Source organism: Elusimicrobiota bacterium, assembly GCA_016706425.1.
Classification (GTDB): Bacteria; Elusimicrobiota; Elusimicrobia; order FEN-1173; family FEN-1173; genus JADJJR01.
The window spans coordinates 83,653-99,845 of the sequence record JADJJR010000001.1 but is presented as its reverse complement, the minus strand read 5'-3'; the positions used below and the strand labels follow the sequence as shown (position 1 = coordinate 99,845).

At 63.3% G+C, this 16,193-nt stretch carries 13 protein-coding genes; all 13 read left to right on the top strand.

Features of this window, described 5'->3' with window-relative positions:
- Positions 1-36 precede the first annotated feature (36 nt).
- Positions 37-1,458, top strand: coding sequence for a hypothetical protein (locus IPI56_00400; protein ID MBK7544201.1), 1,422 nt, complete (start codon positions 37-39; stop codon positions 1,456-1,458).
- A complete protein-coding gene (locus tag IPI56_00395; protein ID MBK7544200.1) occupies positions 1,455-2,327 on the top strand; it encodes a hypothetical protein in 873 nt (290 codons plus the stop codon). The genes IPI56_00400 and IPI56_00395 overlap by 4 nt, the downstream gene beginning before the upstream one ends.
- Positions 2,324-3,577, top strand: a complete 1,254-nt coding sequence (locus IPI56_00390) for a hypothetical protein (GenBank protein MBK7544199.1) — start codon at positions 2,324-2,326, stop codon at positions 3,575-3,577. The genes IPI56_00395 and IPI56_00390 overlap by 4 nt, the downstream gene beginning before the upstream one ends.
- Positions 3,574-6,156 (top strand): hypothetical protein, encoded by a 2,583-nt coding sequence (locus IPI56_00385; GenBank protein MBK7544198.1) that lies wholly within the window; start codon positions 3,574-3,576, stop codon positions 6,154-6,156. Before IPI56_00390 ends, IPI56_00385 begins: the two co-directional genes overlap by 4 nt.
- Position 6,157: 1 nt before the next feature.
- Positions 6,158-8,416, top strand: coding sequence for an extracellular solute-binding protein (locus tag IPI56_00380; protein MBK7544197.1), 2,259 nt, complete (start codon positions 6,158-6,160; stop codon positions 8,414-8,416).
- Positions 8,413-9,258, top strand: a complete 846-nt coding sequence (locus IPI56_00375; protein ID MBK7544196.1) for a carbohydrate ABC transporter permease — start codon at positions 8,413-8,415, stop codon at positions 9,256-9,258. The genes IPI56_00380 and IPI56_00375 overlap by 4 nt, the downstream gene beginning before the upstream one ends.
- A gap of 52 nt (positions 9,259-9,310) precedes the next feature.
- Positions 9,311-10,396 carry a CIA30 family protein gene (locus IPI56_00370; GenBank protein ID MBK7544195.1) on the top strand — a complete coding sequence of 362 codons (1,086 nt, stop codon included), beginning with the start codon at positions 9,311-9,313 and terminating at the stop codon, positions 10,394-10,396.
- A 272-nt stretch (positions 10,397-10,668) separates the two neighbouring features.
- Positions 10,669-11,463: a hypothetical protein gene (locus tag IPI56_00365; protein MBK7544194.1), complete on the top strand. Its 795-nt coding sequence runs from the start codon at positions 10,669-10,671 to the stop codon at positions 11,461-11,463.
- A 55-nt stretch (positions 11,464-11,518) separates the two neighbouring features.
- Positions 11,519-12,331: a hypothetical protein gene (locus tag IPI56_00360; protein MBK7544193.1), complete on the top strand. Its 813-nt coding sequence runs from the start codon at positions 11,519-11,521 to the stop codon at positions 12,329-12,331.
- Positions 12,332-12,347: 16 nt separating this feature from the next.
- Positions 12,348-13,025, top strand: coding sequence for a hypothetical protein (locus IPI56_00355; protein MBK7544192.1), 678 nt, complete (start codon positions 12,348-12,350; stop codon positions 13,023-13,025).
- Positions 13,022-14,626 carry a gliding motility-associated C-terminal domain-containing protein gene (locus IPI56_00350; GenBank protein MBK7544191.1) on the top strand — a complete coding sequence of 535 codons (1,605 nt, stop codon included), beginning with the start codon at positions 13,022-13,024 and terminating at the stop codon, positions 14,624-14,626. Before IPI56_00355 ends, IPI56_00350 begins: the two co-directional genes overlap by 4 nt.
- A gap of 8 nt (positions 14,627-14,634) precedes the next feature.
- Positions 14,635-15,549 carry a hypothetical protein gene (locus tag IPI56_00345; protein MBK7544190.1) on the top strand — a complete coding sequence of 305 codons (915 nt, stop codon included), beginning with the start codon at positions 14,635-14,637 and terminating at the stop codon, positions 15,547-15,549.
- Positions 15,546-16,190 (top strand): hypothetical protein, encoded by a 645-nt coding sequence (locus IPI56_00340; GenBank protein MBK7544189.1) that lies wholly within the window; start codon positions 15,546-15,548, stop codon positions 16,188-16,190. Before IPI56_00345 ends, IPI56_00340 begins: the two co-directional genes overlap by 4 nt.
- The last annotated feature ends 3 nt before the right edge of the window (positions 16,191-16,193 follow it).

Below are 16,193 nucleotides of genomic sequence, written 5' to 3'. Positions count from 1 at the left end.
CACCTGTCGGACTTAGGGAAAACGAAAGGAACACGAATGCGAACAACGACGTTTCGCCGAAAACCGTTTCTTCTGGGCGCGGGCCTGACCTTCCTGGCGGGCTTCGCCGCCGCCACCACTCTGCACAATTTCGACAACGCCCCTCTGGTCACCACCTTCGCCGCCACGGGCGCCACCGTCACGGTGACGAACGTCGCCGGCGCCTCGGGCAACGCGATGAAATTGGCGTTCGATCTGACGGCGGGCGATTACGCCGGCGTCGGACTCAGCGTCCAGGGCTACGATTTCACGGCGTTGGGGGCCACGGCGCTGCGCTTTCAGTACCGCATGACCGGTCCCGCCCAAAACATCGAGGTGTTGCTGGTGGACGGCGACGACGCCAACGACGGCCTCAGCGATCGCCGTCAGGCGGTGTTCGCCCCCACGGTGGACGGCGCCTGGCACACGGCCACCCTTTTCCAGGCGAACTTTTCCGGCGTGCAAAACAACGGCAACGGCTCTTTCAACTGGCGGGAAATCTCCCAGATCATTTTTGTGGTGGCCCGGGGCGGGGGCGCCAACGGCACCGGCGCCCTTCACCTGGACAACGTGGAATTCGTCAGCGGCGGCACCACGGTGCAAGTACTGGACAATTTCTCTTACGACACGGCGGACGTGTACTTTATCGCGGGGTCCCAGGACCCCGGCACTCCGTTTCCGTTTTCCGTCGAGACGGACAACACGGTGCCCGGCGCCCCCGCCGGCAACCGCGTGGGCCGCCTGGATTACACCCTGTCCCCCGCCAACAACTTCAGTTTCCTCGTCCGCGCCCTCAACGCGAACTTATTGGCCGAGCCCCGGCTGCATTTCCTCTGCCAGGGCGCGGGCGCCAACGCCAACCTCGAGATCAAGCTTGTCGACATCGACAACACCTACTACATCCGTCGTTTGAGCGATTTCACCGACACGGCGGGTCGATGGCGGACCCTGTCCCTGCCGCCCACGAGTTTCGAGTTCAACGGGCTGGGGGCCGACGCGCTTTTGAACCTCAAACGGATCAAGGCGATCGAGTTCGTTCTGGCCCGGGGAGAGTCTTCCAGCGGGACGTTTTTGATCGACTCCCTGGAAACCCGGGCGTCCACGCCCATCGACAAGACGAACCTGGGAACGGTCCTGACGGCCGTGGCGACCCCCATCAACCCGTTTTCGCCCAACGGCGACGGCCGCAAGGACGATTTCTTCGTGAACTACACCCTCGGGGAAGCCGCCCGGGTGGTGTTCCGCGTGTTCGGCCTCCACGGCGCGCCCGTGCGGACCATCGAGGTGGGGACGGCCGCCGTCGGCGGCCAGTCGCTGATTTGGGACGGTTTGGGCGATGACGGGCGCACCGCGCAAAACGGCATGTACTTCTTCACGCTGGAGGCGGAGGGCGCGAGCGGCAAAGAGACCTTCCGTCACGTGGTCGGGGTGGTGCGATGAACATTCGAAGAAAAATCGCGGTGGTGTTGGCGCTGCAGGGGGTGGTTTTGACGGCCCGGGCCGCTTTTGACCCGCTGGGTTACGGCGCCGCGGCGAAGGGACTGGGCGGGGCCTACGTGGCCCTCGCCGAAGACGGCACCGCCGCCTACTGGAACCCGGCGGGCCTGGCCCAGGTGGAAGATTCCCAATTCACGGCGTCCCTGGAAGACCTCTACGGTTTGGGCCTGTTGCGCTACGCGACGGCCGGCTACACCCACCCCCGGGTCGGCAAGGGGGTCATCAGCGCCCATCTGCTCCACCTGGACACGACGGGCGAAGCCGATTTCGTGAACTACGCCGAAAGCACTTACCTCGTGGCTTACGGCCGCAAGATCTGCTGCCAATCCCTTTCGGTGGGGACGGGCCTGCGGTATTATAACGCGACGTCGGACGACAACACCGGCACCGGGTTGGGGTTTGATCTGGGCGTCCTGTTCCGCCCCTGGGACGGCCGTGTGCGCTTGGCCGCGGCTTGGCAGGATTTGAACCGGCCGCGCATCGATTGGGAAACCGGCGCCCGCGACCGCCTTCCCTACACCGTGCGGGCGGGGGGGGCCCTGCGGTTGGCCCGCGGCGCGGATTTGGCGGCCCAATACGACAAACGCTACGGCGAGGGCGCGGCCTGGAGGTTCGGCGTCGCCCAGCGCCTCTGGCGGGACACGGTGTCCGTCCGCGCCGGCCTGCACCGGACCCGGGGTCAGGGCGAATGGGGCGCGGCCCTCGGTGGCGGCCTGCGTTTCAAGAAAATCGATTTCGACTACGCCTGGGACACCCAAGACAGCCTGGGCGACGCCCAAACCTTTTCGATCACCGTGAGGTTCGGCCCATGAAGCGCTGGGGACTGATGTTGGCGTTGGTTGTCGGCTACGGGGTGGCTTTCGCGGCCCCGGTGGTCATCGACCAGTTCAACGACGGCAAAAAAGAGAACGCCCTGGGCGGCGCCACGGGCGCCTGGTTCGACCCCGAAGACAAAAGCATTTATTGCCGCGCCGAAAACGACCCGGCGGTGTTCTTCGGCCTGGCCGGCCAATCGCTGCGGCTGGAGTACGACATCCGCAGCCAGCGCGAGAACACCCAACGGCCGACGAATTATTCCGTGGCCTTTCCCGTGACGGTATCCAACCCCGCCTTCAACGGCTACTATTCAATTTTCCCGCCGCAAAACCTCGAACGGCATTCCCACCTGATCTTCTGGGCCAAGGGCGACGCCGAACGCGGCTACCCCCGCTCCTTTAAAGTGGAAATCAAGGACGGCCAGACCGCGGCCGGCTATGTGGTCGAAGGCCTGACGGACCGTTGGCGCCGCTTCGCCATCCCCCTGCGCGAGTTCCGGGGCATCCGGGACTGGACCAACATCAAGGAGTTCGTGATCGTCTTCGCCTCCGAAGCCAACCGTAAGGACGGGGCGATCCATTTGGACGACATTTACTTCGCCGAAAGCGAAGAGCAAAACCTGTCCTTGCCGGCCGAAGAAATGACGATCGCCGAACCGGACCGCCCTTTGACGGTGGACGGCGACCTGCGCGACTGGCCGAAAAAGGCCTGGCACGACATCGCCGACGCGACCCGCGTGGAGTTGGGCGCCCGGAGCGGCAAGAAAGACGCCGCCGCCCGCTTCGCCCTGGCCTGGGACGCGGACAACCTGTATTTGGCCGTTCAATTGACCGACAACGAAATCGTGAACAACGAGGAGGGCGACGCCCTCTGGAAGGGCGATTGCCTGGAGGTGTTCCTGGTTCCCGGGGGAACGGAATTCACGTGGGGGGACCCGGCCGTTTATCAACTGGGTTTCGCCCCGACGTCCGCCGCGGGCAACCCGGGCCGCTGGGCGTGGTTCCAGCGGCGCGCCCCGAAAAACGACGAGACCCGCGTGGTCTGGTCCAAGGACCGCCGCGCCGTGGAAATCGCCCTGGCCTGGTCGTTTTTGAAAATGGCCGGGGGCGTCAACCGGGATTTGGGTTTCACGTTGGCGTTCCATGACGCGGACGCCAAGGACGTGACCCCTGAATGCAAATTGAATTGGAGCTTCGGCACCACGGGCACGCGCCGTCACCGCGTTGGAAAGTTGGTGTTGCGATGAACACAGTCTCCCGTTCCTTCCTGGCGTTGGGCCTGGCCGCGGTCGCGGCCGCGGCGCGCGCCGAGGCCGTTTTGACGGTCGCCGATTTCGACGCGGCCACCCCGGACACCTTTTCGTTCAAAGACGAACGGGGCAGCGTTTTCGCCGTGTCGCCCGCCTACCGGGACGAAGCCAACAAAAAAGGCAACCACCTGGGCATCCGCTACGACATCCAACCCGGGGGCTACGGGGGTTGGGGCGTCGCCCTGCGCGGGGGCGGGGTGTCGGGCTACCGGTATCTGGCTTTTGACCTGAAAGGGGAAAAAGGCGGCGAGTTGTTCGAGATCGGTCTGCGGGACATGAAATCGCAGGAACGCCGCCGGTCCATCGCCCAGTTCACCGACACGCCGAAACGCTGGCAGCGGGTGTACATCCCGTTGACCGAATTCAACGGCGTGAATCTCGCCACCCTGGAAAATTTGAGCGTCACCTTCGCCCCCAAACAGAACGGAAAGGTTTTCCTCGACAACATCGCTTTCGAAGGCGCCGCGGAGAGCGCCGGGGCCGAGGCCGCCCTGGGCAACAAGCTGGTGGTGGACGGTTTCGACCGCACCAACCCCGACCAGGCCTACCGCACCTTCGCGGGGGATTCTTCCCAATTGACCCTGGCGTCTTCTCGGATCTTGTTTGACGGCGACTATTCCATGGAAATGCAGTACCGCCTGGTGACCGACCGGCCCTGGGGCAGTTGGGTGAGCGCCCTGCGCCAGCCGGACCAGCCCCTCAACTGGTCGGGGTTGGACGAAATCAAAATCTGGGTCAAGGGCGACGGCGGGGACAACTTTTTCCGGTTCCGTTTCACCGAGTCGGACGGGGAGATTTGGGAATTCGTCGATAAAAAGGCCCTTTCGGGCACGCGCTGGGTCCTGGTGCCCATGCCGGTGCGGGAGTTCAAAATCGTCGGTCAGCCGCCCAAGGACACGCCGCCCGACCTGTCGGGCGTCAAATCCTTCGAGCTGGGCATCGTCAGCCCCGCCTCCAGCCAGAGTGCCGGCGGAAAAACTTCGGCCGGACGGGTGTGGGTCGACCTCCTTTACGTGACCGGTTCGGCGTTGAAAGCCCCCGGCGTCGTCCCGGCGGCCGCGCCGGCGCCCGCGGGCGCCGCGGTCGCGGCGGCGGCCCCCGCCGTCCGCCCCCAGGGCCTGGCGGCGGGCAACGTCGACTTCAGCCTGTTGGCGTTCACGGAGTATTTCTTCTCGCCGGAGACCAAGTCCCAGGTGAACCATTACGCGAAGCTCATCACCACCGGGAAGCTCGGCAAGTTCAGCGCCCGGGTGGAGATCGGTTCCCAGTCCCAGGAGTTCGGCCAGGCGTCGGCTTTCGTCGGGACGTCCGAAGAAGCGACCGTCAACCGTTTCGCGGCCCTGGAGATGCCGAGCTACCAGGTGTTCGTCACCAACGTGCATCCCCAAATCACTCTTATGACCCTCGGGAATCAATTCATCGATTACGGCGTGGACGTGTTCGCGCCGGTCTTCGGGTTCAAAGGCCTCTCCGGGGAAGGAGACTGGGAGCGGTTCAACTACCACGCGTTTGTCTTGAAGCATTCCCTCAACGGGTTCACGGGCGGCGGACGGGTCGTGTACTTCCTGCCGGACTGGCAATTCAAGGGGCAGGTGGTGTATTGGGAGCACAACGCCAAAAACGCCGCGGCCAGCCAAGTCAACGGCGGACAACTGGAGCCGCCCGAGGACAGCGGCGTCCTGAGCCTGGAGCGTGTGGCCCAGGACGCCGTGTACACCGTGAACGCCACGGGCCGCCTGTGGGACCACCGCCTGCGCCTGGAGGGCCTGTACGGCTACAACGACTACCGCCAATCCGCCACGGCCGACTACACCGATCCCTTCAACCCCATCTTCACCGCCCCCTTGGACCCCGTGATCAAAACCGGCGGTCCTTTGGTGCGGCTCAAGGCCGAAACCGACGGCTGGCCCTGGCGGGGCCTGAGCCTCTCTTACAGCTGGCGCGACATCGGCACCGGCTACAAGCCCCATTACCGTCAAACCCCCGAATTTTACGACGACACGGATTCCGATCAGTTCGGCCACAACGTCATCGTTATCCAGCGCCGCGGGGGGTGGGTTGTGTCCGGGGAAATCGACCGGATGAAGCGCCATTCCAACTCCGATTATTACCGGAACAAAGCCAAATGGGGCGTGGGGTATTACGGATACCGGGGGATGGACGTCTCCGTCACCCAGGACGTCCGCCGCGAAATTTACAAGTTCACGAGCGACCGATCGATCTTCACCACCGACAAAAACGACAAGATCATCGGCACGGAAATCTACGTCCGCGCCCAAATGTCGTCGCGGGTCGCGGGTTGGGTGAAGCCCCGCCAGGAACGCATCTGGCACCCCGCCTCCAACAACAATTTCACCCTCGACAGCCTCCAGGCCCGCCTGGAATACTACATCGCCAACAACGCCAAATTGTTCGCGGACCACAAGATCACCCGCTACGACAACCCCGCCGGGGAGCCCCAGGGGTTCCCCTACGACGACAACTTCACCCGGGTCTCCTTCGAAGTCACCTTCTAAAATGCGCCGCCGCGCCCTTTCGCTCGCCGCGCTGACCCTGGCCCTTTGGGCCGGCCGCGCCGCGGCGGAGGGGCCGCTCGTCGTCTGGGCCATGGGCGAGGAGGGCAAGAAGATCGCCCAAATGGCCCGGCGCTTCGAGGCCTTAAACCCGGGTGTCCGGATCGAAACCCAGGCCGTGCCTTGGGAGGCGGCCCACGCCAAACTGTTGACCTCCGTGGTCGGGGGAATCCCCCCCGACGTCAGCCAACTGGGCACCACCTGGATGGCCGAATTCGCCGCCATGGGGGCCCTGGAACCCGTGGGCGCCCAGGCGGACGGGTCGGTCTTCGCCCGGCGCGACGCGTTCTTCCCCGGGGCGCTCCAGACCTGCGTCGTGAACGGCACCCTCTACGGCCTGCCCTGGTACGTGGACACCCGCGTGTTGTTTTACCGAAAAGATTTGCTGGCCCAGGTGGGGTTCCCCAACCCGCCCAAGGACTGGGAAGAGCTTAAGACCGCGGCGCGCCGCCTGGCCGAGCGCCGCACCGCGGACGGCAAAAAAGCCTACGGCATCGCCCTCGGCGCGCGGAGCTGGAACGAATTGCTGTTGGCCGTCTGGCAGAACGGCGGCGACCCCCTGAAGCCCGCCGCCCCCGAATTCGCCGAAGCCGTGGACCATTACGTCGGTTTCTTCCGCGAAGGCTTGAGCCCGACCAAAGAGGCGGCGGACATGAACCTGTTCCACGCCTTCAAGACCGGCTACCTTCCCATGTTCATCTCGGGTCCCTGGATGGTGGAGCTGACGCGCAAAGAACTGCCCGAGATGACGGGGCGATGGGGCGTGGCGGTGTTGCCCGGCAAAAAGAACCGGACATCGTTCGTCGGCGGCAGCAATTTGGTGATCTTCAAAGATTCCAAAAAGAAAGACCTGGCCTGGAAATTCCTGGAATTTATGAGCGAGCCGACCAACCAGGTCGAATGGATGAAGATCACGACCGACCTGCCTTCCGCGACGAAAGCCTGGAAAGACCCCTATTTCGCCGACAAGCCGCTCATCCAGGTGTTCGGCCAGCAGATGTTCGACACCGCCAGCCCCCCGACGATCCCCGAGTGGGAGCAGGTCGCCAACGCCATCGACGACGCCATGGAAAAAATCGTGTTGGACCCGAGGATGGGTCCCAAGGACGTCGAAGCCTCCCTCGCCGACCTCCAGGCCCGCATCCTCAAGCTGCAGACGGACTCCCACTGGAAGCCGGGAACCTGGCGCACTTTTTGGTGGTGGTTCGGCGCGGCCGCGCTGCTGGCGGCGGCGGGACTGTGGTTGCGCTGGTTCCTGAAGTTGCGCTTGCACCGGTTGAACGGCGGGGAGGAGCCGCCCTTCCGTTGGAGCGAATTCTTCCAGCGCGACATCGTGGGGTATCTTTTCACCGTCCCGGCCCTGATTCTTTTGGTGACTTTCCTTTTCGTGCCCATCGCCGTGTCCTTCCTCATGAGCCTGACGGACCTCAACATTTTCAGCATCAACGAGTGGCGCAAAATCCAGTTCATCGGCATCCAAAATTACGCCCGCATCGTCCAGGACCCGGTGTTTTGGCGGGCCCTGTGGAACACGTTGTACTTCACCGGCGTGGGCGTGCCGCTCACCATCGGCGTGTCGCTCCTGGCGGCGGTGGCCCTGAACCAAAAATTCATCCGGGGGAAACGGTTTTACCGCATCGCGCTCTTCTCGCCCCAGGTCACGACCATCGTGGCGGTCGCCGTGGTCTGGCGCTGGATGTACAATTTTGAATACGGGTTTTTGAACTGGGTGCTGTCGTCCCTGGGCCTCGCTAAGCTCTCCTGGATCGCCGACCCGCACACCTCTCTGCCGTCCTTGATCCTCATGGCCGTCTGGAAAAATTTCGGCTACAACATGGTGATCTTTTTGGCGGGCTTGCAGACCATTCCCGAAAGCCAGTACGAGGCCGCCCGCATCGACGGGGCGAGCGGGTGGCAGAGCTTCCGTTACATCACCATCCCGGGCCTCGCGCCGACCCTGCTTTTCGTCCTCATCATGACCACCATCGGCTATCTGCAGTTCTTCGCCGAACCCTACGTGATGACCAAGGGCGGGCCCCTGGATTCCACCATGTCGATCGTGCTTTACATGTACAACCACGGGTTCCGGTTCTTCAACCTGGGGTACGCCTCGGCCATCAGCTACACGCTGTTCGGACTGATCTTCGTCTTCACCTTTGTGCAGATGCGGTTGAAGAAGACCGGTTTTGAGGTGCTGGGATGAATTCGCGCCTCAAGCGGTGGGTGGCCGACGGGCTGTCGATTTCCGGCGTCCATGTGCTGTTGTTGGCCACGGCGGCGGCCACCCTGTTACCGTTCTTTTGGATGATCTCGACCTCTTTCAAGTCCGGCGAAGGGATTTTTTCCTACCCACCGTCCTGGATCCCGGACGCGCCGACCCTGCGCTGGTACGCCCAATTGATCCGCGAAGTGAATTTCCTCACCCATTTTCGCAACAGCCTGTTGGTGTCCGTGACCATGACGGTGTTGTCCCTCTTCATCAACTCCATGGCGGGCTACGCCTTCGCGAAGCACCGTTTCCGCCACCGGGACAAGATCTTCAATTTTCTCCTGGCGACCATGATGGTGCCCGGGCAACTCACCATGATCCCCGTGTTCCTGCTGTTGAAAAAGCTGGGTTTGTTGAACAGTTACGCGGGATTGATCATCCCGGTCAGCGCCAACGTTTTCGGCATTTTCCTCATCCGCCAGTTCATGATGTCCATTCCCAACGATCTCATCGAATCCGCGCGCATCGACGGGTGTTCGGAGTTCCGGATTTATTGGAGCGTGGTCCTGCCCCTCTGCCGGCCGGTTTTGGCGACGCTGGGCATCTTCACCTTCATGGGGTCCTGGAACGACTTTTTGTGGCCGTTGATCGTGATGGTCCGGGAGGACCGCTACACGCTTCCCGTCGCCCTGGCCAACCTGAACGGCCAGCACCCGACGGATTTCGGCCTTCTGATGGCGGCGGCGGTGATCGTCGTGCTGCCGGTGATCGCGGTGTTCTTGGCCGCGCAAAAATATGTTATTCAAGGGATCGCGACCACGGGCCTCAAAGAGTGAGCGCCGGCGCGCCCCGATTTTGCGGTTAACTTCCTAATTAAGGAGTCATTCCATGAAACGTCTTCACCAAGGAATGGCCTGCCTTTGGGCCCTGAGCCTGGCCCTTTCCGGCATGCCCCTCCAAGCCAAAACGAACAGCAAAGCCAAAAGCGTATCCAAACCGGCCGCGGCGGCGGCGATGGTCCCGGCCTCGGGCGGGGGGCTGTTGTTGGACAATTTCGCGAAAATGGACTGGACCTCGGCCCGGGACAACTCCTCCGAAATTCGGCTGAGCCAGGTGGCGGGCAAGGGCGGTTCGGCCTTGCGCGTCGCCTACGACCTGAAAAACGGAAGCTGGGTGTCGTTCACCAAGGGTTTCGTCATCGACGATTTCCGCAACAAGGCCCTGTCGATTTGGGTGAAGGGCAAAGGCGCCAACAACAACCTCGAGATTAAGCTGGTGGACGAGGACGACACGAATTACGGCGTGAAACGGCCCATCCTCAGCGAGTCCGGCGACTGGGTCCATTTGACCCTCTCGGAAGCCGATTTCAGCTACTGGTGGGGCGGCGACCCGGCCCTGGGCCGCGTGAAGGACATTTATTTCGCCATTTCCAAAGGCGACGGCGGGGCGGGGGAATTGCTGGTCTCGGACCTGCGGCTGACCGCGGCCCCCAAAGAGGGGAACATCCGCAAGGACGGCATGATCTTTGACGGTGGAACCAAAGAAGGCTGGATGGTGGCGAAAGGCGAAGCCTCGTCCATCAATTTGGAATCCACCACGGGCCCCAAAGGCACCAAGGCCTTGGCCTTTAAGTACTCCATCCCGGCCGGTCAATGGGTGTCGGCGCGTCGGTCGTTGAACGCCGACTTGAGCGGCAACCCGTCCATCTTCATCCGCGTGAAGGGCGAGGGGGAACCGAACAACGTCGAAATCAAACTGATCGATCGCGACGATTCCACTTTCGGTAAGGACTTCCCCGGCCTGGGCGCTTCCGGCCAATGGCAGGACATCACCATCCCCTTGTCGGACTTTTCCTACAGGTGGGGCGGCGACAACCGTTTGGACTCCTCCCTCATCCGTTACCTGGACATTGCCGTGAGCGGGTCCGGCGGGGGCGGCAAGATCATCGTGGGCGAGATCAAGATCGTCCGCTAAATTCCCCGAACGTTTGCTTCCGCGGGCCCGCGCCGGAGACGGCGCGGGCCCGCGGTTTTTTCCGTCGAGGAAAAGCCGCGGACCGCCCCCCTTGCGTCGGGGCTTTTTTTAAGCCCTCGCGGGCAATAAAATGTTACATCGACGTTACAACTATTTCGACCTTTCTTCGGCCCCCCGGTTTACAATATGTCCACAAAGCCCCCGCTGACGTGGGCGAAGACCACCCCGCCGGGAGCCCGCAGTTCGCAATCCATTCACAGGAGGAATCCCCGATGAAGAAGTTATTCGCATTCGGCACGGCGGCTCTGGTGGCCGGTTTCGTCACCACGGCCCGCGCCGAGACCATCGTTGCCGTCAACACCGTCGATGCCGTCGCCACAGTCAGCGTGGTCGATGATCTCTACACAGACGTCATGATCATGTCCAACAACAACTTGACAGCCGTCCGCACCTTGAACTTCGGCACCATCAACGGGACGCCGGCTCTCTGGTCCAACAAGCCTCTCCAGGCCGTAAAAATTAAGGTGGACGATAACGCCCCGTCTTGGCGTTTGCGCACCTACACCGACAACTTCCCCGCGACGACCCCGACCACCACCACCTGGGGCTGGAACTTCGGCGGTATGAAGGCCGGTGACGGCAACAAAGCGGCCATGGGCTGGATGATCCTCCCCGACACCGGCACCCACGCCGGGGGCGGACCCGGCACGGGCGACCCGCAATTCGGCTCGATCAAAAGCACCACCACCGGGTTGATCACCGGAGGCAACGGCTGGACCTACCTGAAGGACTTCAAAGACTACAACGATCCCTCCAACGATGTCATCGTCGATGGAAAGAACACCAAAGACGAAAGCTTCACCGGTTCGGACGCGGGGGGCTATTGCAACATCGCCTTCGGTAACCCGTCCTCCACCACCATCGTACGCCCGAACGTCAACCCGGGCAACGAGGCGCTTCTGGGCGGCCGTCTCGCGGACTTCTATTATTACGCGGAAGCCAACTTCAACGGATCGGCCGGGGGGGATTACGCCACCACGGTCAAGTTCGACCTGATTAACGAGTGACTTAACGCTCCGACGCCGGGGGGGGGACCCCCCCCGGCGATCGGGGGGTTTCCCCGTGCGAAGATACATTTTCTTATTGTTGATACTGATCGAGGCCGGACGTTGCCTCGCCGGTTCTTTTATTCAAACCAGCCCCACCACGGTGGAAATGTCCCTGGGGCCGGGGCGGGTTAAAAAGGGCCGCATCACCGTTTTCAATCCCCGGGCCAGCGAAACCCTGGTGGATGTTTCCGTTGTGGATGGTTGGCGGCAACAAACGGGCCAAAGCACACTGGCCCCCGATCTTTGGTTCAACATAAAAACAAAAAAAAATTTCGTCTTGCCTCCCAACGGACATCGTGTTTTAAAGTACCGCGTCAAGGCTCCCGCCGATTTCAAAGGGGAGACCATGGCTTTCGTCTTTTTTCGTCTCCCCCCCGACCAAAAAGGGGGGGGCGTGGGCATCCAATTGGGATACGCCGTCCCCTTTTACATGGCCGTGCGCGGCACCGAGGAATTGACGTTGACTCTGGACAAGCTGGCCGCGTACCCCCTGGGCGACGGCGGTTGGCGCTACGGCGCCACCCTGTCTTCCCAAGGGAACGTCCATGTGCGTCCCCACATCGAGGTCACGTTGTTTAACGAAGACGGTTTGGAACTCGACCGAACGGCTCTGGAACACGGGCCGCCGATCTACCCCGGCCGCACGCGGGAACTTTACGGGAAATGCGCTTTGGGCGACCGCGCTCCCGGACGATACAAAGCCCGGGTCGATGTGACGTTCACCCCTTTGGCGGGGGCAAAACAATCCCTTCGGGGCGATTTTGATCTCGTGATCGGGCCGAACGGCCCTGTGTTTACGCCGAGTGCCGGGGCCGCGAACCCGTAACTTTGTCGCGGCGGCCTTGGGAGCGATTTCCGTCGCCGCCCGGGCCGTGGACGTGGAACCCGAGGCGTTTTTGTTTCGGCTTGCCCCGGGGAAAAAAGCGGTGGACCGGCTCTTCATTCGGAACGACACCGCCGAGCCGACCGTCGCCCGGATCGAGGTGGAAGGCGACGACGCGGGTTGGTTGAAGGCGTCGCGCCGACCGGTTCGGCTGGGGTCCGGGCAGAGGAAAACCGTTTTTTTGAAGGCCCGCGCCGGCAAAAAGGGGCAAGGTGAACGGACGGCCGTTGTCGTCGTCACGGTTCCCGGCCCGGAGGGCAGCGAAATTCGGGTCCTTCGGCGCGCGTCTCTGGTGGTGGCGGGCTTTGAAAGGCCCCGGGTGGAAGTGAGGTCGGTGGTGGCGCGTCGGACGGACCGGGACGCCCGGGTGCGCGCGGAGGTTCACAACGCCGGGAACGTGACCCTGCGCGTCAAGGTCGTGACGGAGTTGTATTTCACCAACGGCCGGCGCCGGAGCACGCCGCCGACGGAACTCGTGCCGCTGGCCCCGGGCGCGACGGCCGCCGTTGAAATGGCGACGCCGTTGACGGAGGGGCCGTGGAACGGCTTCGGCCGGGTGCGGGTGTTTTTTTTGGACGGGCAAGGGCGGACCCTCGCCCATGACCAGGAAATCGGACCGGAGGTGTTGGAACAGTGATTCGGGTCGGATCGGGACCTCATTCATGGAAGCGGTCGGCGGTTCTGGGGATCGCCGCGGGGGGACTCTTTTTGACGGCGGCCCCCGCGCGGGCGGTCACTCTCGATATTCGCCGCGTCGACACCGACGCGTCGACGACCGGATTGAATTTCGGTGTTCTCCCCTCCAGCGTGACCCACCACACGGCCCCGGTCTATTTGGACATCGGCCATTCGCCGTCCTCCTTTCGGCGTGTGTACCTCTACACGGACAACACGGGCCGTTACGGAAAAACCCAACGCGGATTGGTCGGCGCGGGGACGGGCCCCCCCCTGCCATTGTTTTTCCGGAATTTCCCTGAAAAGCCCATCGACGGCTCCTTCCGCGAAAGCGAGGCGGCGTCGTGGTCCCCGGTGATTGAAAAGGGAGAGGCGGATTTCGACGTCCAGAAAGGGACGAAGGCCCTGATCGTCCCCACGGCCGGACGATCCCGGGTGTACCTGGGCCTTGACCTCTCCCGCAGGGAATTCGGGGGGAGCTACGGCACGCGGCTGTTTTTGGAGGAATCCAGTTTGGTATCGGACATCCAGGGGCCCGCCCTCGCGCACACGCCTTTTCAGGACGTGATTTTAATCGACATCCCCATGGGGGTCGGCGGAACGGTGGTGGAGGAATCCGCCGGGACCCTGGCCACGTTTTTTTATCGCATGGAGGGGGCTCCGGTTTTCCAAAATGTTCCGGTTGTTTTGCGGCCCGTGCCGGGGGATCCATTCCATTACACCATGGACGCGGCCTTGCCCGCCGGGCTGCCGGCCCCCGGCGTGTTGGAATACTATTTTGTGGCCGTGGATCAATACGAGAACGACACGCGGTTGCCCGCCGACCACCGGGAATATTTCCGGGCGAACCTGGTGCCGCAAAACCAGACCGTGGTCCGCCCCATCACGAACGCCGGGGGCCGCGTGGAGTTGGCCGTCGGCGACCCCCGGCTGCCCGGGGTGACGTTGGATTTGCCCGGGGGGATCGGGGTGCGATCGGTGACGGTGTCCCTGGAGCCGACGGCGACTCAGCCGACGTTGCGGGGGATTTCACCCGTGCGGGCCTTTGAGCTGGGCCCCGACAACATCAACTTCAACCGCCCGGGATCGATTTCCCTGCCCTACCCGGACGCCGACCAGGACGGCGTGGTGGACGGCACCACCGTGAACGAGAACGATTTGCGGATCTTCTGGCACGACGGCGTCGATTGGCGGTCCGTGGGCGGCCGGGTGGACACCGCCGCCAACCGCGTGACGGCGCGCATCAGCCATTTCAGCCTCTACGCCCTCTTCCCGTTCAACTTGGGCGTCACCGCCGAATCCGTGCGGCCCAAGGAGCGCATCCTCACCCCCAACGGCGACGGTGTGTGGGACGACGCCGTCTTTGACGGCATCAGCGACGCCGACGGTGACTACACGATTGAAATCTTCAACGTGCGGGGTGAGCGCGTGCGGCGGATCGTGAATATGAACAAATGGAACGGCCGGGACGATGACGGGCAGATCGTGGAAAACGGCACATACGTCTACCGCTTAACCGGCCAAGGCATGACGGTGACCGGCATGATCGCGGTGGCGCGGTGAGGGCGGCCATGACACGAACGATGAAATGGGCGTGGTTCCTGGGGTTGATCGCGGCGGCGCCCCTGCGCGCGGCTTTTGAGGACCCGTTGTGGTCGGCCCGGTCGGCCGCCCTGGGCGGGGCCTTCACGACCATCGACGACGACCCCACGGGGGCCTTCTACAACCCGGCGGCCCTCGCCTCGGCGCGCCCGCGCGGTATCAATTTCGGATACGCGAAGCTGTTCGCCGGGGTCGACAACGTGGATTTGTCCCTCAACCAGTTGGCCTATGTCCAGCCTCTCCCGGAGGGCACCACCCTCTCGTTGGGCTGGGGCAGCGTGGTGGCCGGCGGCTTGATGCGTGAGGACACGGTGGCCCTCGGGGCCGCCCAACGTTTCGAGAACGTCCCGCTCATCGAGGTGATGTCGGCCGGTGTGTCGCTGCGCTATCTCTCCCAAAAATACACCCTCGACGCGGCCCGGAGCGCCGGGGACCCGGTGTTTCGCGACGGCGCCCAGAGGGGCGTTATGGCCCTGGACGTCCACGCTCACGTTCCCGAAGTGGACGCGCGCCTGCCGGGCTTGTCCGTGGGGGTGTCCCTGCGGGCGCTCAACAAGCCGGACGTCGGCGTCGGCAACAAGGTGCGCTTGCCCACCGAGGCGGCCTTCGGTCTGCGGTACCGGTGGGGCCGATGGAGCCTGCCCCTGGACATCGTCGCCCGCGACGGGGAATTGACCCCCCACGTCGGCATCGAGGGGCGGTTGGCCCAGGAGCGGGTGGCCCTGCGGGCGGGCACCGACACCCACCAAGCGGGCGCCGGGTTGGGCTACACCCACACTCTGCGGAAAAATCTGCAATTGCAGGTTGATTACACGTTCCTGTGGCCCTTGGAATTGGAGAATTCCTCCGGGTCCCACCGCGCCACTATTGGAGTCAAATTTTGAACCGCCGCCCCGTCGCCCTGTTAACTTTGCTCGCTTTCGCGGCGGGTCTGCGCGCCGATTTGGTCGCCACCAACACCGTCAATGCGGCGGCGGTGAAGACGAGTTTGACCGTCGATAATTTTGATGACGCGGACAACGTCAACGACGCGGGCGGGGCCAAGGGGGCCATGGAGCCGGAACACGATCCACCCTACAACTCAATGGGTGTCACCTACGACACGGGCGTTCGTCTGGGCGCGTCGGGGTCTTCATTGAAGGTGCAGTACAATCTGACCGCGGCGCCTTGGAACGGTTTTTGGAACCAATTGGCCCCGGGCGCGGCCCCCCGGGACCTCGCGTTGTACAAAACCCTCGTGTTCTGGGTGCGCGGCGCGACCGGCGGCGTGGAACACGCGAAAATCGAATTGGCCAACGCCTCCAGCAAAGGGATCGTGTATTTGAACGACGCGGCCGGGCCCGTGACCAACGCCTGGCGGGAAATCCGGATCCCATTGACGTCCTTCACGGCGGCGGGGCTCAACTCCCTCGCCAACGTCAAAGAGGTGAATTTTGTTTTCGAAAGCGGCTACGCCGCCGATCACGGACTCTCCTTGACGGGCACGGTTTACATCGACGGCCTCGAATTTTCCACGCTCGACTGACCC